General features: G+C 42.6%; 26 protein-coding genes. 2 read left to right on the top strand and 24 right to left on the bottom strand.

Annotated features, from left to right (window positions below; genetic code table 11):
• Window positions 1-1,584: UvrD-helicase domain-containing protein (locus tag SCRDD08_RS04740; RefSeq protein ID WP_231089329.1), on the bottom strand; the 1,584-nt coding region annotated here is incomplete at its 3' end.
• 146 nt (window positions 1,585-1,730) lie between these two features.
• Between SCRDD08_RS04740 and SCRDD08_RS04735 the strand changes: the two genes are divergently transcribed.
• A complete protein-coding gene (locus tag SCRDD08_RS04735) occupies window positions 1,731-2,921 on the top strand; it encodes a cation diffusion facilitator family transporter (protein WP_061422653.1) in 1,191 nt (396 codons plus the stop codon).
• Window positions 2,922-2,928: 7 nt separating this feature from the next.
• Here SCRDD08_RS04735 and SCRDD08_RS04730 read toward each other — a convergent pair whose 3' ends face one another.
• From SCRDD08_RS04730 to SCRDD08_RS11655, 4 genes are all read right to left on the bottom strand, one after another.
• The gene (locus tag SCRDD08_RS04730) at window positions 2,929-3,777 is read right to left on the bottom strand and encodes an amino acid ABC transporter substrate-binding protein (RefSeq protein ID WP_061422652.1); all 849 of its coding nucleotides are present in this window, start codon (window positions 3,775-3,777) and stop codon (window positions 2,929-2,931) included.
• Window positions 3,778-3,788: 11 nt separating this feature from the next.
• Window positions 3,789-4,418, bottom strand: coding sequence for an amino acid ABC transporter ATP-binding protein (locus SCRDD08_RS04725; protein WP_061422651.1), 630 nt, complete (start codon window positions 4,416-4,418; stop codon window positions 3,789-3,791).
• Window positions 4,419-4,426: 8 nt separating this feature from the next.
• Window positions 4,427-5,068, bottom strand: coding sequence for an amino acid ABC transporter permease (locus SCRDD08_RS04720; RefSeq protein WP_061422650.1), 642 nt, complete (start codon window positions 5,066-5,068; stop codon window positions 4,427-4,429).
• Window positions 5,069-5,454: 386 nt separating this feature from the next.
• Window positions 5,455-5,601, bottom strand: a complete 147-nt coding sequence (locus tag SCRDD08_RS11655) for a hypothetical protein (protein ID WP_196756171.1) — start codon at window positions 5,599-5,601, stop codon at window positions 5,455-5,457.
• A 599-nt stretch (window positions 5,602-6,200) separates the two neighbouring features.
• Here SCRDD08_RS11655 and SCRDD08_RS04710 point away from each other — a divergent pair.
• Window positions 6,201-6,746, top strand: coding sequence for a DUF4145 domain-containing protein (locus SCRDD08_RS04710; RefSeq protein WP_231089328.1), 546 nt, complete (start codon window positions 6,201-6,203; stop codon window positions 6,744-6,746).
• A gap of 711 nt (window positions 6,747-7,457) precedes the next feature.
• Here the strand turns inward: SCRDD08_RS04710 and SCRDD08_RS04705 are convergent.
• The 19 genes from SCRDD08_RS04705 to SCRDD08_RS04620 are packed head-to-tail and all read right to left on the bottom strand — an operon-like array spanning window position 7,458 to window position 24,685.
• Window positions 7,458-8,204: a CHAP domain-containing protein gene (locus SCRDD08_RS04705; RefSeq protein WP_061422648.1), complete on the bottom strand. Its 747-nt coding sequence runs from the start codon at window positions 8,202-8,204 to the stop codon at window positions 7,458-7,460.
• Window positions 8,188-8,319, bottom strand: coding sequence for a hypothetical protein (locus tag SCRDD08_RS12085; RefSeq protein WP_269139710.1), 132 nt, complete (start codon window positions 8,317-8,319; stop codon window positions 8,188-8,190). The genes SCRDD08_RS04705 and SCRDD08_RS12085 overlap by 17 nt, the downstream gene beginning before the upstream one ends.
• Window positions 8,320-8,330: 11 nt before the next feature.
• Window positions 8,331-8,534 (bottom strand): phage holin, encoded by a 204-nt coding sequence (locus SCRDD08_RS04700; protein ID WP_061422647.1) that lies wholly within the window; start codon window positions 8,532-8,534, stop codon window positions 8,331-8,333.
• A 3-nt stretch (window positions 8,535-8,537) separates the two neighbouring features.
• A complete protein-coding gene (locus SCRDD08_RS04695) occupies window positions 8,538-8,933 on the bottom strand; it encodes a phage holin family protein (protein WP_061422646.1) in 396 nt (131 codons plus the stop codon).
• A gap of 9 nt (window positions 8,934-8,942) precedes the next feature.
• The gene (locus tag SCRDD08_RS04690) at window positions 8,943-9,209 is read right to left on the bottom strand and encodes a hypothetical protein (protein WP_061422645.1); all 267 of its coding nucleotides are present in this window, start codon (window positions 9,207-9,209) and stop codon (window positions 8,943-8,945) included.
• Between the two features lie 58 nt (window positions 9,210-9,267).
• A complete protein-coding gene (locus tag SCRDD08_RS04685; protein ID WP_061422644.1) occupies window positions 9,268-11,316 on the bottom strand; it encodes a DUF859 family phage minor structural protein in 2,049 nt (682 codons plus the stop codon).
• Window positions 11,316-14,903 (bottom strand): phage tail spike protein, encoded by a 3,588-nt coding sequence (locus SCRDD08_RS04680; protein WP_061422643.1) that lies wholly within the window; start codon window positions 14,901-14,903, stop codon window positions 11,316-11,318. Before SCRDD08_RS04680 ends, SCRDD08_RS04685 begins: the two co-directional genes overlap by 1 nt.
• On the bottom strand, window positions 14,903-16,357 hold the full coding sequence (locus SCRDD08_RS04675; RefSeq protein ID WP_061422642.1) for a distal tail protein Dit: 1,455 nt from the start codon (window positions 16,355-16,357) through the stop codon (window positions 14,903-14,905). Before SCRDD08_RS04675 ends, SCRDD08_RS04680 begins: the two co-directional genes overlap by 1 nt.
• Window positions 16,354-19,974 carry a tape measure protein gene (locus SCRDD08_RS04670; RefSeq protein ID WP_061422641.1) on the bottom strand — a complete coding sequence of 1,207 codons (3,621 nt, stop codon included), beginning with the start codon at window positions 19,972-19,974 and terminating at the stop codon, window positions 16,354-16,356. Before SCRDD08_RS04670 ends, SCRDD08_RS04675 begins: the two co-directional genes overlap by 4 nt.
• Before the next feature lie 15 nt (window positions 19,975-19,989).
• Window positions 19,990-20,577 carry a Gp15 family bacteriophage protein gene (locus SCRDD08_RS04665; RefSeq protein ID WP_061422640.1) on the bottom strand — a complete coding sequence of 196 codons (588 nt, stop codon included), beginning with the start codon at window positions 20,575-20,577 and terminating at the stop codon, window positions 19,990-19,992.
• On the bottom strand, window positions 20,577-20,948 hold the full coding sequence (locus SCRDD08_RS04660) for a hypothetical protein (protein WP_061422639.1): 372 nt from the start codon (window positions 20,946-20,948) through the stop codon (window positions 20,577-20,579). The genes SCRDD08_RS04665 and SCRDD08_RS04660 overlap by 1 nt, the downstream gene beginning before the upstream one ends.
• A gap of 26 nt (window positions 20,949-20,974) precedes the next feature.
• Window positions 20,975-21,433: a phage tail tube protein gene (locus SCRDD08_RS04655; RefSeq protein WP_061422638.1), complete on the bottom strand. Its 459-nt coding sequence runs from the start codon at window positions 21,431-21,433 to the stop codon at window positions 20,975-20,977.
• Window positions 21,434-21,437: 4 nt separating this feature from the next.
• Complete coding sequence (locus SCRDD08_RS04650; RefSeq protein ID WP_061422637.1) at window positions 21,438-21,845, bottom strand: minor capsid protein; 408 nt, start codon at window positions 21,843-21,845, stop codon at window positions 21,438-21,440.
• A gap of 2 nt (window positions 21,846-21,847) precedes the next feature.
• A complete protein-coding gene (locus SCRDD08_RS04645; protein ID WP_061422636.1) occupies window positions 21,848-22,192 on the bottom strand; it encodes a minor capsid protein in 345 nt (114 codons plus the stop codon).
• Complete coding sequence (locus tag SCRDD08_RS04640; protein WP_061422635.1) at window positions 22,192-22,518, bottom strand: putative minor capsid protein; 327 nt, start codon at window positions 22,516-22,518, stop codon at window positions 22,192-22,194. Before SCRDD08_RS04640 ends, SCRDD08_RS04645 begins: the two co-directional genes overlap by 1 nt.
• Entirely contained in the window at window positions 22,508-22,900 is a 393-nt protein-coding gene (locus SCRDD08_RS04635; protein WP_061422634.1) for a hypothetical protein, read from the bottom strand. The genes SCRDD08_RS04640 and SCRDD08_RS04635 overlap by 11 nt, the downstream gene beginning before the upstream one ends.
• A 42-nt stretch (window positions 22,901-22,942) precedes the next feature.
• Complete coding sequence (locus tag SCRDD08_RS04630) at window positions 22,943-23,206, bottom strand: hypothetical protein (protein ID WP_061422633.1); 264 nt, start codon at window positions 23,204-23,206, stop codon at window positions 22,943-22,945.
• 10 nt (window positions 23,207-23,216) lie between these two features.
• Window positions 23,217-24,098 (bottom strand): hypothetical protein, encoded by an 882-nt coding sequence (locus SCRDD08_RS04625; RefSeq protein ID WP_061422632.1) that lies wholly within the window; start codon window positions 24,096-24,098, stop codon window positions 23,217-23,219.
• Between the two features lie 17 nt (window positions 24,099-24,115).
• Window positions 24,116-24,685, bottom strand: a complete 570-nt coding sequence (locus SCRDD08_RS04620; RefSeq protein WP_061422631.1) for a phage scaffolding protein — start codon at window positions 24,683-24,685, stop codon at window positions 24,116-24,118.
• Window positions 24,686-24,782 lie beyond the last annotated feature (97 nt).

Below are 24,782 nucleotides of genomic sequence, written 5' to 3'. Positions count from 1 at the left end.
GCCGGATTCGTCAGCGGGATTATCTGGATGTTCATCGAAATTCTTGGTGACAGACAGGAATTCCTCGATATTTTCAATCCGAGCCTGACTTTCCAGAGTGGCCTGAGCTGCCAAGGCGACTGAGTAACCTGTCTTTTTCAGAACAAGCTCAACTAGCTCAGTCACACTATAGTCATCCAAACGATCCCGCAAGTCGAGTATCAGATTGGCAAACTCATAAACTGCCTGAGCCGCCTTGCCCTTGACTGGTGACAGCATGATATTAGCTGACGCCTCCAGCAAAGAGATTTCTTGACTGGCCGCAAAATTCCGGATCTTCTCCACCGTACCCGGCCCGACACCACGTTTGGGCTCATTGACCACGCGCTCATAGCTAATATTGTCGCTAGGATTAGCTATGAGATTGAGGTAAGAAATAACATCACGGATTTCCTTGCGGCTGTAGAACTTGGTGCCGCCCACCATAGTATAAGGAATATTGGCCTTGAGCAGGGCTTCCTCCACCGTCCGTGACTGAGCATTGGTCCGGTAAAGGACCGCAAAATCCCTATGACTGTAGCCTTCTCGGCTCAGCTGATCAATAGTCCGAGCGACAAAGAGAGCTTCGTCCTGTTCGTCATTAGCCCGATAGTAAACAATTTCCTCACCGTCTTCGTTTTGAGTCCAGAGATTTTTAGGACGGCGGTTGCGGTTGTTTCGGATGACCTCATTAGCCGCCTGAAGGATGGTTTTAGTCGAGCGATAGTTTTCCTCAAGCAAGACTACCTTGGCTTCTGGGTAATCCTTTTCAAAGTCCAGGATATTCTGCATATCGGCTCCCCGCCAGCCATAGATAGACTGGTCAGCATCTCCGACCACGCAGATATTCTTAAAGCGGGAAGCCAAGAGCTTGACCAGCTGGTACTGGGCATGGTTGGTATCCTGATACTCGTCCACATGGATGTACTGGTAACGTTGTTGGTAGTAGGTCAGGACGTCAGGATTTTGGTCAAAAAGGCGCAAAGTCAGCATAATCAAATCGTCAAAATCCATAGCTTCGGACTGACGCAATTCCTTTTGATAGGCCGTATAGCACTTGGCTACAATCTCTGTGTACATATCACCAGCCATATTTGCATAGGCCACCTCGTCAATCAGATCGTTCTTAGCATTGGAAATCGTACCTAGAATGGCGCGCTCATTCCACTTTTTAGGATCCAGATTGAGATTTTTGAAAATCCGATTCATCAGAGTCCGCTGCTCGCCCGGATCAACAATGGTGAAGTTGCGATTGTAGCCGATATGATCTGCTTCTCGTCGCAAAATGCGCACACACATGGAGTGGAAGGTGGCGATTAAGCAATCTTGGGTGGCTGGATTGAGTGTGGCTGCTCGTTCTTTCATCTCCCGCGCCGCTTTATTGGTAAAGGTAATGGCTAGGATATTCCAAGGATTAACCATCTTCTCATCAATCAAATAGGCGATGCGGTGGGTCAGGACACGAGTCTTTCCCGAACCAGCCCCCGCCATAATCAACAAGGGGCCTTCTGTCGTCTGGACCGCTTCGGCCTGACGGTCATTCATACCGTTTAATAAGGGATTCATCTTCTATCCTTTCAATATAACATCAAACTGAAAATCAATGCTTCCATTATATCAAAATTCGAGCGAATTTGTTATCGAAAAGGCAACTACCTCATTTGAAATCCAAGTGTGAAAAAGTTATAATAATAGTTTAGAAAGGGGCAACCATGAACAATCATCCAAGCGACAATCTCAAACTTGCCGAACGAGGCGCCCTCCTAGCAATTGCTACCTACATTGGCCTATCCGTTACAAAAATCATTGCAGGTGCAGCACTGACATCCTCCAGTTTGACGGCGGATGGTTTCAACAACGTCTCCGATATCGTTGCCAATCTAGCAGTCCTAATCGGCCTGCGCATGGCACGAAAACCAGCGGATAAGGATCACCGCTTCGGCCATTGGAAGATTGAAGATCTGGCCAGTCTGATTACCTCTTTCATCATGTTTTTTGTCGGCTTCAATGTCCTCATTGATACGGCTCAAAAAATCATTAACAAGGAAGAAACCTTGATTGATCCCGTGGGGGCTGTTGTCGGAATTGTGTCGGCTATCATCATGTTTGGCGTTTATCTTTACAATAAAAACCTAGCTAAAAGGGTAAGATCCAAAGCTCTGGATGCGGCTGCCAAGGACAATCTCTCGGATGCTATCACTTCTCTGGGCACTTCTGTTGCCATTATTGCCAGCTCCCTGAAATTCCCTATCGTTGATAAGCTAGCAGCCATCGTTATTACGTTTTTCATTCTAAAAACAGCCTATGATATCTTTATAGAGTCCTCTTTCAGCCTGTCAGATGGCTTTGATCAGGACCTTTTAGACGATTACAAGCGCGCTATTCTGGAAATCCCTAAAATCACACGCGTCAAGTCCCAGCGTGGTCGGACCTATGGTAGCAATATCTATTTGGATATTATACTGGAAATGAACCCTGACCTCTCTGTCTTTGAAAGCCACGAAATCGCTGACCAGGTAGAGGATATGCTCAAGGAGAACTTTGGCGTCTTCGACATTGATATTCATATTGAGCCAGCTCCGATACCTGAAGATGAGATTCTGGATAATGTCTATCAAAAGCTCCTGATGCGTGAGCAATTAGTCGACCAAGGCAGTCAATTGGAGGCACTTCTTTCCTCTGATTTTGTCTACATTTCCCAAGATGGTCGCCAGCTAAACAAAGAGGAATTTCAACTAGAGAGAGCCCAAACTTCTCCTATCAAAAATTTAGAAATTACATCCGTCAGCCAAAAGACCAAGCTGATTCGCTATCAAATCGGGGATGTCATCCATACTAGCCTCTGGCGCCGCCACGAAGTCTGGCAAAATATCTTCCACCAAGAGACACGAAAAAACAACTAGTTTTCTGCTAGTTGTTTTTATATGCTTTCACTTGGTCTGTCGAAATATCCTCTCCAAACCACTTCTCAGCGATTTTCTGGAATTTTCTCTCTTGGTATAATTTTCCAAAAGCAGTATTTACTTTTTCAACTAAAGTACGGTCCGCCTTTCTAGCCCCGACCGCAAAGTCCTCGCTCTCAAATCCAACGGAAAAGACTGAATATTGATCTAAAATGCCTTCTTCTGTCAGATAATAATTGGCATAAACACGGTCAATCAAGAGACCATCAATCCGGTCATTTTGCAAGTCAATCAACGCCTCGTTGAAGCTTTGGTACTGGGTCGCTGTATGATTTTTGACAATGGTTTTCAAAATTTCAGGATTGCTTTCAAAAGCTACGTAGCCAGAAGATCCTGCTTGAGCACCCAATACTTTTCCTTCCATATCACTGGCCTGTGAGATATGAGAGGATTTTTTGCTGACCAAAACCTGTTCATTTTTCATATAAGGAATGGTAAATTCTACCTTTTCCCTTCTCTCATCCGTCGCGGAGTAGCCATTCCAGATAAGGTCAATCGTGCCGTTGGTCAACTCTGTTTCTTTCATATCCCAATCAATCGGCTGCCATTTCACCTTAATTCCATATTCTTCAAAAACAGCATTAGCCAAGTCAATATCAAATCCTGCATAAGTGCCATCTTTTTGCTCAAATCCCATGGGAACGAAGGTATTATCAAAGCCGATTGTAATCTGTTTTTTCTCCTCATACTTGCTCCAGTTATCCAAGCCGGGGTCACTGACATTGGAACTACAAGCACCGAGCAGAAAAGTTAGGATCAAAGTCAAACAGGCCAAAAGAATATTCTTTAGTTTCATCTGGGCCTCCCTTATTTTGGTGTGACTTTTAGAATAGAATCCGCAATGTTTTCCGCAAACTGCAAATCATGTGTGACCACAATCTGTGTCATCCCCATTTCTCGATTTTGGAGGATAAGTTTTTCTACTTCCAAGCGTAAGGCAGGGTCCAAGGCAGAAGTCGGCTCATCATATCCGATAATCTCCGGGTTGATCATCATAGCACGAGCCAATGCGACCCGCTGTTTTTGCCCGCCTGACAGCGAATAAGGATAGGCCTTGGCATGCTCAGACAAGCCCAAGCGAGCCAATAAGCCCTGCGCCTTCTCTTCAGCTTCTTCTTTAGAAATGTTCATTGTATATATTGGTGATAAGGTCAAATTTTCCAAGACAGACAAATGAGGAAAGAGCTGAAAATCTTGAAAGACGAAGCCTAGAAGATTGCGCTTTTCAAGTTCAGTAACATCCAAAGTCTCTCCATTGTAAATCACTTGTCCCGAATCAATTGTCTCCAAACCTGCCAGCATACGTAGAAGAGTCGTCTTCCCTCCGCCAGAAGGTCCAACAATGGCCAATACTTGCTTTTCAGGCACAATCAAATTAAAATCCTTTAGAATCTGCTTATCACCAAATTTTTTACTAATATTTCGTAATTCTAACATAATAGCACCTACTTATAATAACTAAATTTCTTTTCGACCTGCTTGGCAATCAAGGTGGCCAAACCGATTAAGAGTAAGTAAATCAAGCCTGCAACAAACATCGGTGCCAGACTGGCATCTCGGTTGGCCGCTGTACGACTAGCCAAAATCAAATCTGAAATTCCTAAAGCATAAACCAAAGAGGTGTCTTTCACCAAAGTCATGACTTCATTAAAGACACTAGGTAGCACAATTTTTACGACTTGCGGCAAAATAATCAGGCGAATCGTCTGAACAGGAGTAAATTTCAAAACCTTCGCAGCCTCATACTGTCCAGTCGGAATGGAAGAAATGCCTCCGCGGAAGATCTCCGCAAAATAAGCCGCATAGTTTAATGTAAAGGCAATAATCGCTGCAGGAATCCGATCTAGCCGAATGCCGATACTTGGCAAAACATAGTAAATGAAGATTAACTGCAATAAAAGCGGCGTCCCGCGCATAATCCAAATGTAAATATTAAGCAGCCATTGCAGGGGCTTCAAGCGAATTTGCATCGAAAATGCTAGCATAATTCCCAAAGGAATCGAAAAAACCAAGACCAAAGCAAACACCTGCAAGGTAGTTGCCGCTCCACTTAGAAGACTGGGTAAAATTTCCAAAATATAGCTCATTCTCTTCCTCCTAAATAAATATTATACCATTATAGCAGAATTTTTAAAAAATACAACTAGAAATTACAAAAAAGTTATAGTAAGAAAATCGAAATCAAACAAAACTAAAATCCGACTCTCTTTTTAAGAATCGTTAATCAATATCTTAGAAAGATGATTGTAAATCACAAAGTTGAGATACAAGCTTTGATGGAGCAAATTCCAAATCGGAATCTCTAATATCTTCACTAGTGAGTTCAGCTAAGGCTTTCACTCTTGGCTTCATGCATTCACTAGGATTCTGATAACTCGACTTGATGATTTGTAATTGTTTAATGACATCCTTGACCCTTTTCGTTGATGGAAGGGGTCTTATTGTTTTGTACGGATATTTTCTTGATCTCATTTCATACTCTCGATTTACTTTCTAGCACCCTGAGTTCTATCTCATGGCTGACTTGTCTCAATAGCTTCTCACACGCTATTTTAGCTTCTCTGTATGTTGTGTTCTCACTAATGAAGTAATCAGCAAGTTCGATGATTTTATCTTCCATGATCGTCTCCAAAAATCAGTCTTGGGACCGATGTAACCTCTCTAAAAATATTATATGGTTATATTATCCTTAATAAGAAAGGAGCTGATGCAAATTGGCAAAATTTTTGAAGGGGGACTGTGGTTCAGTGATTCAGTTTGGCTAGGTAACCAACACGTTTTTACTGCGAGTGAGACTGCACGGAGCCTGCCGCTGACTATAAGAGGGACTGCAGCTCTGCTTATAGCGGGACTGACAGACAACTACCGGGCGGCATTCAAAGACTAGCCAAACCACGTTGATTGCAGTGCTGGACGCATGACCAGCGAAGTTTCAACCAGTCGCTTTACACCGACTGTGAAATCTTATCAAAGTGTGCAGGTCTTGATCTAGTGTAAAGTAGGTCAAGGCTTTTTATTATTCAAGTTCCCCCCTCACCCCCTTTCAAATGTGGTATAATCAAAATAAAATGATTGGAGAAATCTTATGGATTCTAGTAAACTATTCTGCTTGTTCTGCGGTTCCCCTGTTCCGTATCATAACATACCTATCGAGAAAAGAGACACTATTTCTTAGATGCTTTCCCCCACCAGAATACTTCAGAATCAAAAAAAGATGAAGTGTTAATTCAAAGCCTAAACTGTCCAAACTGTCATAAAGTTTCGATTGATATCGTGGGCGTTGGTAGTCAATTTCCAAATCGCATTATGCACTTCAATCCAATTTCACTTGCTAAAGTCTACCCAGACTACATTCCTCAGGCTATCAGGAGTGATTATCAAGAAGCTCACGCTATCTTAAATCTCAGCCCTAAAGCTTCTGCTACCCTCTCTAGACGTTGTCTACAAGGAATGATTAGAGATTTTTGGGGAATTTCTAAAGCAAGGTTAGTAGATGAGATAGATGCTTTAAAAGAGTCTGTTGACCCAAGCACTAAAAATGTACTCGATGCTCTACGAAAACTTGGAAACATTGGCGCCCATCCAGAAAAAGATATAAATCTTATAGTGGATATCGAACCGAATGAGGCTCACAAGTTGCTGAAGTTTATAGAATTACTTATGCAAAAATGGTATATTGAGCGTCATGATAACGAGCAATTACTACAAGATATTTTAGATTTGGACAAAGATAAACAAGATCAACGCAAACCTAAAAATTCTTGATAATGTGGAGGACAAGGATCCAATTCAAATATTAAAATTACTTGAAATTACTAGCCAGAAGTTAGAATACAAGTCCTATTTTATCCTTTATATAATTTCTGTGACTGGAGTTCGATTTTGGGAGTGCCTTGGCTTTACTTGGGACGATATAGACAATCAAGCGAAAAATATAGCTGTCAATAAAACATGAGATTATCATACTAATACAGGCTTCAAATCTACTAAAACCAAAAGCAGCATCCGAAAAAATTCCACTTGATCAGCACACCCTACTTTTGCTAGAAAAATATAAGAAGAAAAAATCATAATCGAATAAGAAATATTTTCGAAACTTTTGGGGCAGATTTGGGTCAAATATAACAAAAACCCTTGTTAATCAAGGGTTTTAAGTGTTGTTTAATGTCCCCTGCCGGATTAACCCCATTGTGACAGAGAATACACTGTTTTACACAAAGCTTTCTGATAGTATCTTTTCGATAATATTTCACCCAAACAAACACCTCACAAGACATGGTTATTTACAAAGTTTGCCCCTTTTTTGCCCCCTTTTATGGCGTGTAATTATACTCTATGTCCGTTTAAACGGACATTTTCTATATTTTCCATTCCAATAGAAAACCTCTAGACAAACTAGAGGTTTAGATGATCAATTGGTTCTTTCTTTTTTAGATTTAAATTAAGAAATTATTTTTTGCAGTTTCCGCTGCGTTTTTATTTAAAACTACCAAAGCTTGTCACGCGCTGACCTTTTTCTGATTGGCCAACTGCTACGTAACGACGATTTCCTGAACCACCAATGTATGTGATCCAGATATAGCCATCTTTATCACACCAGCCATCATAATTGATTTCTTGGCCTGCTGTATAGACTGCTACGATTTCGGCGTTTAAGCCGGCAGCTATTCGGACATTGAGAGCAGAAACCTCTACTGTGAATGTGCCACTTTCTTCATGAATCTCTACCTCACCAGAGAACGGCTCTGATGCCGTAGCTGGTGTATAGCTAGTGTCGTCTGTCGGGAAATAGAACCAACCAACCACACCGTCAAAATTACGGGTATTGTATCGAGCAGGGCCACCGATATACAGACTGTCTGCATTGCCATCAATGTTTTGTTCGATTGTTTTCATGGTATAGCCGTCGCTATCCTCGATCACAACCCCTGTATGACCGTAAGGATGCCCATAGATATAGACTGTCTCCATAACGAAGACCGCACTAGCACGAGGTTTACTGTCCATATTTCCTGCCTCGTTATACTCAACTTCGTAGCCCAAACTAGCTGCCGAGTTAAGCAGATCAATAGCATTGCCCCAGAGAGCCTTGCCAAAAAGCTGACTAGAGATAGCATTTGGTAAGTCTACACATTGTGTTCCCCATGCTCCATCTTGATCAACCCCAATGCCATTATCAGCTAAATTCTTAGCAAACAAAATTACATCATTTGTCGTTGCCATTATTTTCCTCCTCTAATAATACTAAAAACGGGTCAAGCATGATCGCAATAAATCCGATTGGAAACACTAACGGTATCAGTAATAGCAACAAAATCACTCTGCCTATCGCTTTCATGCTAGACCTCCTTATTGATTTTCTTCCTGATATTTTTTGCTTGACACACCAAGCACTGTCCCAGCAAACGTAGCGCATAGAGCAATTGTACCTGTAATAGCTGTTGTATCAAATTTATACAGAGCGCCAAGCCCTGTAATTAGCGTGATAGCTGCTGGCACAACAACTGTAACTGCCTTTTTTGCTACATCATACTGTGAGTTTGATAATTTCATATATCACTCCTTTTTCTTGTGGTTATCGACCCTTTCGTTTATAAACGTGGTAACATAGGGTATTTTAAGCCCTAAAATATCCAAATTTGTCACTAAGCTGGCACCGTAGCTTGCACAAAGAGCTGTTATAATCATATCAGCTAGTGAGCCGGCATTGGCAAAGAGGAAAAATGGATAACCGATTGCTGCAATAACGAAAATTGCTGAGTGGGTCACGATCCCAGTTCGAGCTTTTCGACTCGAAAAGTTTTTAAGTGCCCATGCTTTACAAAATCCTGTGACGACATCAGCCACAACTAGTACCAATAGAATGAATACGAAAAAGTGGTCGTCGATACCTGTTTCGTAAAAATCCTTTACGACATTGAGAATCGCCCAAAGTCCATCTGGTTCTTGCATCTACCACCTCTACGCTGTTTCTGCTTTGCCAGCTGCGTCAAGCTCCGCCAAGATTTCATCTTCGATTTGATAGCGTAGATTTCGCAGATTTTGCTCATCTTTGCGCATATCTTTTCGGTGTTTAGCATAAAGCTCTGGATCATGTAACGTTTCGATCACATTAGAGACCGCATTATTGTCTGTATTGATGACAGTTGTTTTCACAAGATGCTCTTGCTCGTCTTCAGTCACATAAAATTCTGCGGTGGTTTGTCGTGTTTTGGTAACTTTTAGCATAGTTACGCCTCCTTTATTTGTTTATGATTTAATTATCTCCCTCAATATGAGGGATTTTTTACTCAGTTATAGGATAAGGATCATCTGTGACATAGGACACGGTGCCTAGCCATACGGAAGTTTGCGTGACCCCGTTTGTAAGTCTTATCTCTCCTGCTTTGTTATAATGCAGAATAGCTGTACCCCAAACATTTGTATTTGCATTAGCTGTGACAACCATGCTGACATCTTGCATAGGTCGATAACCTAGCGGGATTGTCTCTTTCATTAGCGCATTTTCATACTTGGGTATGGTGGATATACGCCGGTTAAGTGAGACAGTCACAAGATTGCCGCTGCGTACTAACGTTGCATGCATGCCGTGCGGCATGGCGGTATCTTTTTTGATAATCGGCGGTTGCTTGAGCGGTTCCAAGTCTGCTGTTGTGGCCACGGTCTGCCAGGGTTTCCAAACGCTATTTAACATCACCCGATAAGCAGAGATAATACCGTTAAAATCAACGGCTTCCTGTAAGATATACTTTTCGTTATGCCGAGTTATCCGTACATAAACCCAACCGTGCATGCCGTACTTACTCGGGGCATTTTTAAGCTTGTGCCCCATATAAAAGCCAGTCATCTGGTAATTATTCCAATCACTCGTAGCATTTATGGCTGTGCCATTATGCATCGTGATTTGATGCTGCTGGATAACTTTGTTATTGGCATAGATATCCCCGCCAACATCCAGCGCGCCACGCTCCCGGACTTTCATCACGCCCACACCGTTCTGATCCATGGACATCACAACCGCCCTAGTCGGCACCTCAAAGCGATAGCTGGAGCTAGTGAAGCGGTCCTCCACCGTCCCTATGACGATATAAGACTTATCCGCTGGGTACTTATTCCCCAGATTAGCGGCAGAATTGACCAGAGAGGAAATCGTGGTAAAGTCTCCTCTTGCTGGGCCGGTATCCTCTGTAAATTTATCCGTGGCAAAAGGCGCAACCTTAAAGCGCAGCTTCATGATATTTTTCTGCACGCCATCAATCGTTAGAGGTGCGATCTGCGCATTACGGGTTACTTGCAACTGATCCGCATTAGCCCCGACCCGCCGGACATCAAAACTAATCTGCGGCAGATGGTAATCCAGGACGGTGATAGTCAGATCTTTTGGTGCGCTGACCCGTCCCCGGCTGTCTGTGACCGTCGCCCGGATAGTGGCCTGACCGGCAAAGTCCATATTGCCAAGTGTACCACCATTTTTATCCACGGAGTGAGGTTTGCCCACAATCTCTGCGTGATAGCTAACAATAGTAGAGCCATAAGCCCCTGCAGATTGTCCTAAGTTTACCCTAATGCTAGACAAAACACGGATAAAGTGATTTGGTTTGAGAAGCTGTGCAACAGTCGTATTAGTATCTGTTACACTCAGACTTGATAGTGTCGGTTTAACATTATCAGGGACAGTCAATTCTAACCGTTGAATATCCCTGCCAACCTCTGCACCGTTGTTATAGGTGATATAGGTTATCGTCCCAAACCCGCTGGTTGCGTTCGGGGTCTGCTCACATAAGGACATTTCGGGTATCCAGGAGAAGCTAGTTTCCACATTATCGCCAGCAATTTTTTTATTATAATTGCCATATTGCACCCAGATTGAATGTCTGAAATTATTATTTTGACGGTTGATAGTCAACAGTACCGGCTGACCAATCACAGCATCCACAGCACCACCAGAGCTGCCTCTGGGGATATTGGCCAAGGTCAGCCCCTCTGATGCCGAGGCTGAACCATAGTTGCTGATGTTAATGCCTAGGCTGGCCGTCATAGTGATAGATTTTGTACCGTCTGAATTGTGCGGCACCTGGTAATCTTTAGCAAAAAGTGGCTTAGTCTGCCCCTGTGAGATACCGACATCTACCTGTACATTGTCCTGGATACCGCCGATATTAAGCGACAGCGTGCGGGGATAGCTGCCAAAGATAGCCGCATAGCCATTTGCTATCAGTTTGACTTGTACATTGACGACCGAGAAATTACCAGCTTCATTCGCCTTATTCCATCCAGAGACAATCTCTAGCTGTAAGTTATGGCCCCAAGCGCCACTAAAATTACTTCTTGCCATTAGGCACCTCCTACATACATTGTTAAATTACGGTCTGGGTTGGTTGGATCTTGCATAGTCACAAAACGACCAATCCGCAAGCTCTTTACAAATACACCGTTATCAATTTTAAGCACCCCTTGAGAAATAGATGCCACCTCTTTGCCTCCTGACACAAAAGAAATTCTGTCGTGAGAAACCAAAACTTTAGATGATCCATCTTTACGACCGACAATCAATCCCTCATCAGACTGGCTCATGTAAGTATTCACAAACTCAGTAACAGTCTGTAACTCACCGACTTTTCGCTGGAGATCTATCATCCGTTCACTAGCTTTAGTTATTGCTGCCTCTGCGCTCTTTCTCCCCGCCTCCTCAACTGCTGTGAGGTTTTGGATTTTTTTTATCCATTTTTCGACTACAGACAAGGCTGCTTTTGCTTCCAACTCAGCTTTTAAAACATTATCACGCTCTGCCAGTTTGTTTAATTGCTCCTGAGTCAAACCTTGGTCTGCTTTAGAATTGATAGCCTCTTGAGTATCTTCAGGAGATTCAGAGAAATCAGTTCTTATCGTAGCTTTCTCAACTTGCACATTCCATGCACTCTTAACAGCCGACTTATGATAGGTGTTCACCCTTAAATGATATACACCGGTCTGATTTGTCCAAACAAAGATAGTTCCTTTTCCCGCTGTGTCAGAATTTGAAACGATTTGATAAATCGTAACAGACTTATTCATGAGCCAAAGAACGACAAGATCACTTTCTGTATTTGGCGAATGGTTGCTAGAAAATACACCATCGGTTTCTGCTGAAATGATATATGTTTCTCCTTGTTTTAAATATATTTCGGTTTCATTGTGATATAAAAAATTATTATCGAAATTTCCCGGTTTTTTATCGGGCTTAAATGGGCCTTTACCGCCTTTCAGCAGATTTACCCCACCGATTTTTAAATTTCCAACCATGTCCACCCACTTATACCTAGCTGGGTCTGTGCTATCAGCTACGGTATAGTCAGTGTATGTGCCAAGGTAGCGCTTGTTACCTGTCTGTGTGGTGCTGAAATCAGTCCGACCATCTGCGCTATTGGCATAAGCGAAATGCACATAAGGAGTCTTACCATCTGCTCCGGGCTTACCAGGTATTCCTTGCGCGCCATCAGAACCTCTCCATTTGTTCCAGCGATAGTCAGCGGGATTTTTGCTATCCGTAGCAATAAAGTCCTGATACATGCCAATATATGCTTTGTTTTGGTCTGTCTGACTAAAACCTCCGCCAGTAGGATTATCTGCATAGGCAATGTGGGTATATTGGGTGCGACCATCTGCACCTTTAGCACCAGGTATGCCTTGGTCGCCCTTGGGGCCTTGCAAGCCTTGAATACCGCGTTCACCTTGAGGGCCTCTGGCTCCTGTATCACCTTTGGGACCAGTATCACCCTTATCGCCTTTAATGAGTGTCCACTTATACCTAGCTGGGTCTGTGCTATCAGCTACGGTATAGTCAGTGTATGTGCCGATATATAACTTTCCAGTGCTATCAGAAACGCTAAATCCTTGAGTACCATTAGCGTTAATAGCATAGGCGATATGCAAGTATGGAGTACGACCATCTTCACCTTTTGCTCCGGGAGTTCCTTTAGCTCCATCCGCCCCCTTAATAAGTGCCCAGCGATACTTAGAGGGATCAGTGCTATCATTCTCTTTATCGTCTACATAAATTCCTATATGAGTTCGACCAGAATTGTTAGAAATACTAAAATCACCAACTAACTCAGCAACTTTTGGGATGTCTCGTGCTGGATCCCCTTTTCCCCAATTTGCCGTACTAGCTACGTAAGTTCCAGGAGCAAATTCTTTGTAATGCCAGCTGTCATTTTTTCCAAATCTGACGACCGAGTTTTTTGTAAGGGTGAAATTTCGACCCTCGTTACATAAAAAGGCCAGAGTAGCATAGGCAATGTGGGTATAGCTAGATTTCCCGTTAGCTCCAGGTAGCCCTTGGATTCCTCTTTCTCCTCTCTCTCCCTGTAATCCAGTTAAACCACGAGGGCCAGTTTCCCCCTTGTCTCCCTTATCGCCTTTGACTCCATCCCGACCGTTCTGACCATCATTGACGTTAACTAATGTGATTTCGTCTGTTGCCACCTCATCGTTTCCAATGTAAGCAACCACTGCCAGAGTCGCTGTGCCAGTTATATTTTCACCCTTAACGAGATAAGTCATGCCTACTGACGCATTGCCATCAAGTGACCAACGCCAAGTTACGTTAGCAGAAATAGGTTTTCCACCCTTGAATAGAGTTGGAGTGATGACTGTTTGTCCAGCATTGTTTTTAAAGACAATCCCGTTATCTGTTGCTAGCTTGATTGAGTATGGTTTTGTGGCCTCAAGGAAACGTTCCAGTGCTGCTTGAATGCTATCTGATAAGCTGTTTTCTAGTGCCTTAAAGTTTGATGCAGTTGTCTTGTTTCTAGTTGAATTTGTAAAACTAATTTTCTGTTCAGAAATTCTTGCTTTAACAAAAAGCACAGGAGCAAACCCACTATCATAAATCCTGATAGTATCGCCAATATCAGCATCAATAAACCCATCAATTTCGTAAGTTAGTGCTGGATAGGCATTTTTCTTTAGGTTTCTTACACCAGCAGCTCGGATCACTGATGGATTATCGCTATCAACTTCTAAATCCTTTCTGATCCACTGATCAGATTGTGTTCCAGATGTAAATGTTGATGGGTACATTTGAGCAGCAATAGGGGCATAAAGACCATTACCACTTTGATAAAACTCACGAACCCCGTCTTTATTATTTTCCGAATAAGCAGGGGTTAAGCTGCCAATAGTTACAACTTCCTCAACTTCTTCGCCCTTGTCATTCTTGACGGTGCGCTTACCAGTTGGCACAAGCATTGTATAAATGCCGGTCTTATCAATCTTTCTTTTAATTGATCTTAGGTTTTTCCCATAAGTTAGTTGGATGTCATTGCGAACTTGACCAATCCCTTGATGAGTATCATCATTCTCGTGATAGACATTAACCTTAAATGACTTGATAGAGCTATCTGCATTCAATTGAGTATCAAACTCAATCTCTGCATCAAATTTTTTGGCCAGACTTAAAAGACGGGCTAATTTTGTATCTTGCCCCTCCCATTCAAGCGAGCGTTTTCGATCTGAAATCTCATTGATGCCGACAGACAGATGGGTAAAGTTCAACAGATCCATTGCATTGCAATACTCTACAAAAGACATTGCCTTATCTGACTTGTACGGATTGGCATACTCATTGATAAGCTCTAGATTCAAGTTTTCACAGTAACACTTGATTGTTTGCTCATCTTCTTCAACGGTCATAACGCTAAACACATAGCTTTTACCCTTGTATTTGAAAGATACAAAGGCCTTTTCATTCAATAGGTTGTATGCTCTCTGTGAGATCGTATCTGATTTGATTGATTTCTTAAAGACTGTAAATTCAAACGTTGATGATCCTGTTTCAAGGTTTCTTGTCCAAGTATCATCATAATAATTCAGCGTTGTTTGTTTGTCATTATCAACAAACGCCACTTTTCTCAAATTTGCATCATGGATAGTTAAGAGCATTATAGCCACCTTTCTTCAAACTCGATTTTTACATCCGGCTTCCTTTTGCACCAGCTAGAAAAATAGACCTCTAAAGTCGATTCTCCCGTCGGAATAGCAACCCACTTAGAGGCATCTACGACATCCCCCATCTCTGGCTTTCCGTCCACAAAAACAGTATCATCCTCGCTATTGATAACAACAGATGACCCCATACGATAGCGATTAGGAATATCTCTGATACCTGTTACAAAATCTTTTCTATAGATGATACTATCCAAGTATAAGTGACTAATCATAGGATTATTTCCTATAGATGCAATAATGACTTGAATTTTAGCGGTTTTAATACCTTTTATCTCTGGCACATGAAACTGAGGATAAGTTCCCCACCAAAAGACCTGAACGACATCATCACGGCGCTGGATATCAGACCAGCCCCGCTCTGCATTAAACGGGTTGTGATGGTCGTGATGTGTGCCTGTAAAATTCCATTTCTTCACTAATCGAGGAGCACCATCTCCACGAACTAAAAAATTATATTCACATTCCAATCCGAACCATCTTTTATAAGTCTCTACCCCATAGATAAATCTTCCGGCATCATCCACAAAGTTTATTTTCATGAGCCCCATTTGATTCCCTGCTCCGAGCCAGCAAATTTGCCGCCACCAAAGATAGTCATTCAATGCCCCTCTTTGGCCAGAACTATCGACAGGAATTTCCCAGGCAATTGTTCCAGAGCTATTACCTGGAACTAGAGCTAAGTGTGGCCTTCCCCAGTTATTTTCAATTCTGAGAGCTCCAGATTCTTTTCTTGCTGCAGCAAATCCTTTTGTAATGCCGTTATTTGTGACGTAATCAAATAAGATTTCTGATTGCTTATAGCTCTGTAAGTCCGTTTCCTCTCTGTTACCAATTTCCATAGCTCCACTAGAATTAACCAGACCAACATAGCCATTTTCTGCATTATGCTTGACGGTTACAATTGGATAAGCATCTACTGTACCATTGTTTCTCAGGTTAAAAACCATCTTATCCGATGAAATAGTCGCATTAGAAAAGCTGTCAAACTTTTTATAAGCTGTACTATGAGCTACACCGTCTGGAATGATAATTTTAAACTCTGAACGCTGAAACCATCGAGTGATGTTGCTTGGTGTAATATCATCTACTGGCATTCCCATATAGTATTTGTCTGGCTCATCTCCGTAAGTGATCTTGACTGGTTCTAATACATTCAAGACACCAGCCAAATCATGCTTAAGTTGTTCCATAGCAGTACCATCAATTGTTTTCATATCAAACTTGATAGTATGTTCTTTCTCACCACGTTTCACTTGCTGGATATTAACCCCTAATAAAGGAGCGCTATCAACTGATACGCTCCTTTTGTTACCAATGGGGCGGATAATATCTGTAATTCTCAAAAAACGTGACAAGTCAACACCGTTGAATGTCATTTCTTTTATCATTTATCTATCCCTCTCATCCTGTTATAAATTTTCGTTTGCCTTTCTTGATAAGCTCTTTGTCTATCACCGGTTCTTGCAACTAAAGTATCACCATCTAAGTATGTTTCTACTGGTCGTTCTACCGCTCTCTCAGCAATATCAAGAGCCTTTTCAACCAGTTCATTAGCTTTATCTTTGGTGGATTCCACTTTAGCTTTGATCGCATTCTCAAGATCAGATTTAATCTGCACCACTTTAGACAGCTTAGATTTACCAACACCTATCACATCCTCTGCTTTAAAGTTAAATGATTGGATTTGGTCGTACATGTTACCCATGGCATCATCTACCTTGTAAGCATCCGCTAAGATTCCGACTGCAACACCTTGCGAAATATAACGACCAACATTATCCCGAAATAGCCGTGATGGCGAATGAATTTTAGCCTTGGCTTGCGCTGCTCTCTCAGCTTGCGCTACTAAGGCATTAGCTGCCGCTGTTACAGCACCTAAAGCCGAGTACATCCCTTGAGCCAACCCTTGACCAATCATAGCTCCTATGTAATGCATAGAACCTACTCCAGATAGACCGGCAGAACGAACAGCAGCAATCATAGCGTTCATGGCTGCAACTGCTAGACCAATGGTTGACATAATTCCAGCACTTACTCCTTGTCCTGACCCTTGACCTGCTTGCATCCCGCTTTGTTTCATCAGCGGGATTATGCTAGCAATGGATCTAACGAATTCTTGGCTTGCTCGGCGGATAATCGCTTGTGCTTGAGCCATAGACAATCCAATAGCTGCGACCATACCTGACATAGCGGAAGATGCCATGGATTTTAGAGCGAGAAGAGACTGCCCGACAGATAGTGTGGCGCTTGAAGTTTGATATAAGGCTGCCTGCATTTGATAGACTGCCGTTCCAAGCCTCAAAATGTTTGTCGAAGCATTTATCACATGGTTCGTCATACTCAACAAGTAGCTACCAAACATCGTTACAGATGCGCTTACTGTTGCTATAGCGCTTTGAAGAGATGTAAGGCTTGAATTAAAAGCTGTCAGGTGTCCGGCGGACGCGGACAGACCAATAAATGACGCGACAGCAGATGCAGCGAATGTCCGCATAGCTGCGCCTGCTACGGCTATGGTAGGGCCCAAAGCGGATAGGGTAGAGGATACAGTGGGCACAATACCAGCAAGAGCCCCAAGAGCTCCTGATGCTCCTGTTCCTGCTGTGCTGACCATCACCATCCCTTGACCCAGTGACTTCATCCCTGACCCAGCGCTAGCCATGCCGCCGCTAACTGCTGAGATTGCACCGACGCCAGTAGCTACGGCGGCCAAGCTGGCTGCCATGTCTCCTAACTTAGTGTTAGTTATCATAACTACACCTTGTGCCAGCAGTTTAAAACCTCGTCCAGCGTTCAAGGCTGCATTACCAATCGAGTCGAAAATACCAGCTATGCCATCAAGGATAGATTTAACAGCATTCCCGAACCCCTCTATCACACCTTTAGCGCCATCTAATACGGTTTTGATGGAATCGCCTAGGCTCGTGAATAGATTGGCTATGCTATCAATTATCGGCGATATTTGGTTGATTAACGCTGTGAAAGCTTCAACAATCGACTGCAAGACGGGAGCGAGCGATTGCACCATTTCCGAGACTGCGGGCATAAATGGCGCAAGAGCTTGCACAATCTGCACAACTACATCCGCTATTATTTGAGCAACCGAAACAAACACATTACCCACTATGTCAACAATCGGGGTGACAGCATCAATGATGGTTGCCGCGCCTTGGCTAAATGCGTCAATCACTGGTGGCAACACGGAAATAATAGAGGTTATAGCATCCCCAAGAGATGTGACAAATGGAGCGGCGGCAGCGAACGCTTGCCCAAAAGCCACAACTAGGGGGGCAAGTTCTGCAAGTGCGGAGGTGACAGTAGGAAGAACTCCCGCAACCGTGACGATCGCTTGCGCAAAGGCTCCAATGATAGCTGTTGCTACTGTGGCAAAAGCTTCACCGACAGCATTGATAATAGTTGCTACTCCTTGGCTTTGACTGGCCAGAAGTGCGAAACCTGCGGCTATAATCGCAACCCCCGCGCCAATTCCAACCGCTGCAATAGCAATAGCTCCACCGAAAGCCAGGATATTGGCCACGCCTGCAGTTTGCAAGGCTGCGCCAAAGGCTAAGATGACTTGTGACAGCCCGCTTAATGCCGCCTTGATACCGACACCTATGCCGGTTGCAGCAGATTTGACCGCTCCTCCGATAGAACTGATAACGGAGCTCAAGCTACTCAAAATCTGAGCGATTTTAGACCGTCCCTGCGTGATAGCTTCAGCTGCTCCGCTTGCAGCTTCTGTTGCATTCCTTTTGAAGATGTTAAAGGGGTTAAAGGATTTTAAAAAGTTAAAGGTTTTGAATCCAGCAACTAAACCAATCAAACCGCCTACTATTGCCTGAATTGCTCCAGCCGGCAGCGAACTGATAAAGTTAGCTGCTACAGTTGCAGCCTGAGAAAGCCACTTTACCACATTCCCAAGGACGCTAGCAAGAATGTTTAGCTCGTTTGAAGCGGTTAGACTATTCCAGATATGACCAATAGCTCCTGCAATACTCTGGATAGCGCTGATAAAGGCAGATACCGCCCCAGTGTTAGCAAAGGCAGTCCAAAAGGCCTTAACTTTTCCTGCTAGGTTTGAGATAGTGCTGCTAACTTTTGCTACAATCTTCTCTACATCAATACTCTCAAGGAATTTTCCTAGACCATCAGCCAGCTTGCCGAAATTTATTTTTTCTAGAGCGTTAGACAGGGCATTGACCGCCTTAATCCCAAATGCATTAAGTTTTTCAAACGCTGGCATGAGCTTATTAGAAAGGCTCTCTTTTGCCCCGTCTATAGCTTGATCAACCGTCTTGAACTCAGTAGCCATCTTCTGGAAAGCGTCAGAGTTCCCTGCACGGTTCATAGCGTCAAAGAAATCCTCTGTCTTGATTTTGCCATCTTGAACAGCTGATACCAGCTCAGCGGTAGACATCCCCATCTCTTTAGCAACTGCTGCCATACCAGCAGGAGCTTGCTCCATCATGATTTTAAAGTCCATCCAGGCTACTTTAGGCTTACTTGCCATCTGAGTAGCTTGAGTAGATAGTGATTTCATGGCTTGGGCTGGGTTTTCCGCTGAGGCTGCAAGCCCACCAAATGCCTTAACCAGACTACCAACATTCTTAGTACCGACTGCGTCCAGTTGAGAGTAGGTGCTTGCCATGTCCGAAGCGGAATAGATCGTCTTGGTTGCAAAGTCCTGCATCTCAGTCTTCGCTTTTCTTATTTCGTCAGAAGAGCGACCAAAGGCTTGCAAATTCCCCTCAAAGGTCTTCCAGGCTTTTTGCGAGCTGTTCAACTCTCCGACCATTTCACGGATGCCAGAGCCAACCATACCTATACCGGATGTGATAGCTGAGCTAACGAGGTTAGCACCTAAAACAGACTTAAACACTGAGCCAAGCTTCGACCCGCTCTCACTTAATCCACTAAATAGACTTTTCAGTGATTTTACTTCACCTCTAGCCTTTGTACTATCTAAATCAATGGTAATGGTTACTTTTCCATCAGAAGCCATTTAATACCCCCTTTCTTAAATATCTGGTAGCGCATATTCTTCTTGTAATTTGCGCATTCTTTGTTTTTCTTTGGGATCTTCACCCTTTTGAGGTTTCCATGCCCTGATTTTCATAACTTCAACAAATTTAGTGCCATCTGGCAGACCAGCTAATAAAGCGTTAAATTTCTGCCAATGCAACTTCCCCTGTTCTTCAATCAAATCAATTTGATAAGCTTGCATAAACGATGAAAAAATGTACTCACCATCATATTTGATTGAAAACAAAGGTTTCTCGTTACCGTCTGACTGCTCTTTTGGCTTTTTAGGCAATACATTACCCTCGATATCATATCTATCAACCTCATCAACAGCTTTTGCGACCTGTATATGTTTTCTAAACACTTCTTCATAGATTGCTAAAGCCTCTTGTGTGTCCATGTCTTTAAAACTTTCATCTTCGGTCAACTTGGCTAGCGCTAATTTAGGTTTTAGATGCGGTGGGATATGTTCTTTACTCCACATATCAAAGACCCACAGTACACGATCAAACGATAAGAAAAGCTGATACTCTGTATCACCGAGTACCAGCCTGTCATCCATTCTTTTGGAAATATCAAACATTATTCAGCAAGATACTTCTTAAATGCTTCATCGTTTTGTCGTTCTTCGTTGACTTCTCGCAAAGCATCAGCGATCTGCAAGAACAGTTTGAGATAAGAAATTGTATTCTGGCCACAAGCATCATAAAGTTTTTGTGGTGCTTCGCCATCAAAAGTTGCTGTGAAAAATTCATCTAGCAAGTCTTTGAGTTCTTTCCGCAATTCCCATTCCGTACCAGATTCATCAATCTGCTCAGCCTTTGTCTTTAATTCAGCGGATTTCTTCTCAAGAAGCTCGCTCTTTTCATCCGTTGGTTGAAATTCAAGGGTGACATCTCCAATATTGAATGTCGTAACATCCTTGAGATTCCCAAAGTTATAAGTACGTGCCATGCTTTCTATTTCCTCCAATTACTTTTTTAGATTGTGATAGCTTTTTCGATTGGCGCTTTGATCCATTTGAGTTTGCAACTAAATTCTTCATAATCTGTTGCATCACCAGAGCCAGCTTTGATTTCAGAAGCATTTGCTACTTGAGTGAGTGATTTCTTGCCATTAGACTCAATCACACGGTGCCACAAACGGCGGCCATCACCAGTCTTGTACTTCATATTTGCGATAAGTGCCTGCGCCTTATCTTCGGCATCATAGATACCCTCAGCTGTGTAAGCACCAGCAACTGATGTGACAGTTTCTTCTTTTGTGCCATCGCCATCGTAATAGCCTTTGTCATCTGTTTCTTCATCAGTATCATCTTCGATACTTTCGATATACTTGGCCAATGGGAAAAATTCGTTATCAGCCGGTACAGTCTCTGCTTTACTTGGGTCAAATGGCGCTACTAAGTGTTTGCGCTTGGCATTTTTTTGACGTGCCATGTATTTATCCTCCTGCGATTTCTAATTTAGCGGTCACTTGCAAGGTATAGACAAAGTAACCTTGTTCATCTTTTCCAACGATGCCTGGTTTCCCAACATCGAGAGAAAGAAAAGTATAAGTGTTATCTGTGCTAGGTAGCTCGATATCAAAACCTGATAAGTCTCCATTGATTCGCCAAATCGTATCACTAGCCTTTTGATTGCTCTTACATTTAACAGCAATTTCAAACGGCAGCGACACTTCTCTAGTGCCGTCCATGTACTGCTTATCAATCGAACCTCCAGGTAAAGCATTGATGACTAAATCATCTTTATCATCCTCGAAATAATCGAGGCGTGCTTTCATCGGCAGAGTATCGATTTTATTGATATGTGCTAACAGCACATCCTGAAAGTTTTTGTTATCTTGCATCATCATCTCAACCCCATTGCTCTAATAGCGACTCGTTTTAGTTGTTCAACATTGGCCTTTAATGGCTTATCCCAACGCTTGCCAGTTCCAGGGGTCGTATATCTTCTAAAGACTACAATTCCATTAGTTCCGTAAAAATGGGCTCTAGCATAAACTGTGTTATAACTGACATCCCCGTTAGATTCAACACGGCCAGATGCTCTCAGATCTCCACCTCTCATAGGGATATACGGAATCATTATTAGCTTTGCTTGGCTAGCGGCGGCTAACTTACCACGTTTTAAATTTTCTGGTGACACTTTACGTTCAACACCACCGAGGTCAACAACTACTCTGACATCAGCCATCAAATCACCTCGACTTCATAGCTAAAGACTTTACCATTAAGATAATTGGGTTGATAACCTGTGACGGTGTAATCACGCGCTCCATCATTCACAATTGCACCCAGCCAACTATCATCAACCGTCACATTTGCAAATTTTGGATAAATATAGATAACTCCTGCTTTCTGCCTCGTTTTAGAGTTGTTAGTACCAACGACACTCACTGACCTATCAAACCTTACTGGTTTAACACTCAATGGATCGGAATAACTCTCATCTCCAAAATCGTTTTTGTCCGCAACCTTTCGGACAGTAATAGCATCTTGCAATAAACGTTTATCTATCATAGTCAACAGCTGTAACGAGGCTAAAACCTGCTTGCTTCAAAATGTTCTCAGCATCCAGCGAAAGGTTGAACCGCTGACCAGCCGATCCATTTTGAGACTTGCGGTAGGAGATGGATGTGCGGCCGATGGAAACACTTGTCATAGCTTGTTTGTCATCAGCTGTTGTGATACCTGAAACATCCAGATAAGCGATTTGAAAGGCCATAGCAAGTTTTACCGCCTGTTTTCGGTAATCTGCTTCTTTATCAAAATCAATGTGCCTTTGATAAAGGCCTTGAGTATAGAGATTGATGGCGACCTCTGCCCGCTTTGCTAACTTGTCAAAGTCAGATACATCATCAAAACCTAGACCGATGAATTCATCTTTTGTTAAATAAGTCATGTGTAACCTCCCTTAAAAACAAAGGGTGTTGCCACCCCTTATTTATTCAGCTGCATCCTCTGATGCTTTTGCATCGACTTTCTTGCGACCTGGCTTTTTAAGTTTATCCTCATCAGCGGGCTTATCTTCCACTGACTCATCCCCATCAGCAAGCACCAGAACAGCAGCAACATCTGGAAATGTCAGTTTGAGGTCTTCATTGACCTTTTTAGCGTATTCTGGGTCAAGCTCAATAACCTCGTCAACAATGGCAGATTGGTCAAGACTTGTAAAAACAAGGTTCTTAGTTGCCTTATATAGTGTCATGATTTACCTCCTATACGATCGTTCCGGTCACTTTGACAATAGCTTTCTTGTTATCATCTAAGACATAAGTACCACCTTTAGCTGCCGCTTGTAACTGCACACCATCAAATGTTGTTGCTTCAATAGTACGAGTTGTTGAAATACCAACAAATGGAATAATGATGCCATCTGGTGAGAATACAGCTACAACGCCTGTGTCAAAGTATTGTGCTGGGGTCTCTACTAAAGCAAAGCCTTTGTAACGTGCAAGACCATTGTTATCAATAGATACACTTGACCCTTTAGCAGATGTATTGGCTGTCATATCAATAATCGCATTGTAAAGTTCTGGACGTAGATAAATAGTAATTGGTGCAGTGACTTCTTGATTGATGTAATAAGCATTTACTGTATTAAACAGGGCTTTTACTTTTTCCTCTGTAAAGTCAGCAAGCGCTTCTGTTTTGCCTGCACTATCAGACAGATATTTACCAATACGTTTGTTCATTTGGCGTGTCTGCGCTTCTGATTGTAATTTCAATCGGTCGGCGATGGCAGCCTGTAAGTCGTTGTTGACAGTATAGCGGTCAAGCCCCTCGTGGATAGAAAGTGTATAGCTATACTCAACGTCTGTATTTTCATACTTAATTTCAGTTAATTCACCGAAACGTGAACCTGCTCCTGTACCGTCTCCAAAACCGCCATCATTTGCGCCTGTTTTGTACTCGCCAATAACAACTGGTGTATTGTTAGTTTTCAAAGAAAAAGCTTTGGAGTTTTCTTGTACACCATCTAAGATTTGGATAGGTGATAAAGCTCCTGTAAATGCTGCGCGGACACCAAATACAGTTTGCAAAATACCCGCATATTGTTTCTCATAACGACGGGCTGAATTATTTTGATTAGCTGGCATTACTAATCTCCTTTCTTTTATTTACCGTAACCATCAATGATTGCTTGGAATGGGTCAGTCTTTCCTGCACCATTTGCTGCTGGATTTCCTTGTGTTACGATTGTTGGATTTGGTGTATTGCTGTCATCCTCTGTTTGGAAAAGATAAGGATCACTTTCTTTTAGCCCGTTGATAATTTCATCAAGTTTCGGTTTACCATTATCATCAAGCTCAATAGCATCTACATCAATAAACTTCATCAATGCTGCTGGATTGTGTGCCTTAGTATCTTTTAAAGCAAGATTGATAGCGTTCACCTTGTTTGTTTTGGCCAGTTCAGCTTCTGCATCTGCTTTGTACTTGTCATATTCAGCCTGCAACTTATCAAGAGCCTCTTTTTGCTCAGCACTTGTATTTGCATCTGCCTTCATATTTTCAAGTTGTGCCTCTGCATTCTGCAACTGGTTCTTCAGACTATCTCGCTCTTTGGTGATAGTTTCCAAGGCTGATTTGTCCTCGTTGAGCTCTTTTCCTCGCAAGGCAAAGACTGATTTAGCCTGTTCTTCTGTCAATCCAAGTTTGAGTAGTTCTTCTGTCGTAAATGCCATTTATACCCTCCTAGTTCTTTTTTAGGTGGATAACTCCCACCTCAAGCAAAATATTATTTACTTTCTCAATATACCTTTGATTAGATGGGATTTTTTA

The sequence above is a fragment of the Streptococcus cristatus genome (genome assembly GCF_001578775.1).
GTDB classification, from domain to species: domain Bacteria; phylum Bacillota; class Bacilli; order Lactobacillales; family Streptococcaceae; genus Streptococcus; species Streptococcus cristatus_A.
Note: the sequence above shows the minus strand (reverse complement) of the source record. Positions and strands in the feature narration are given on the sequence as shown.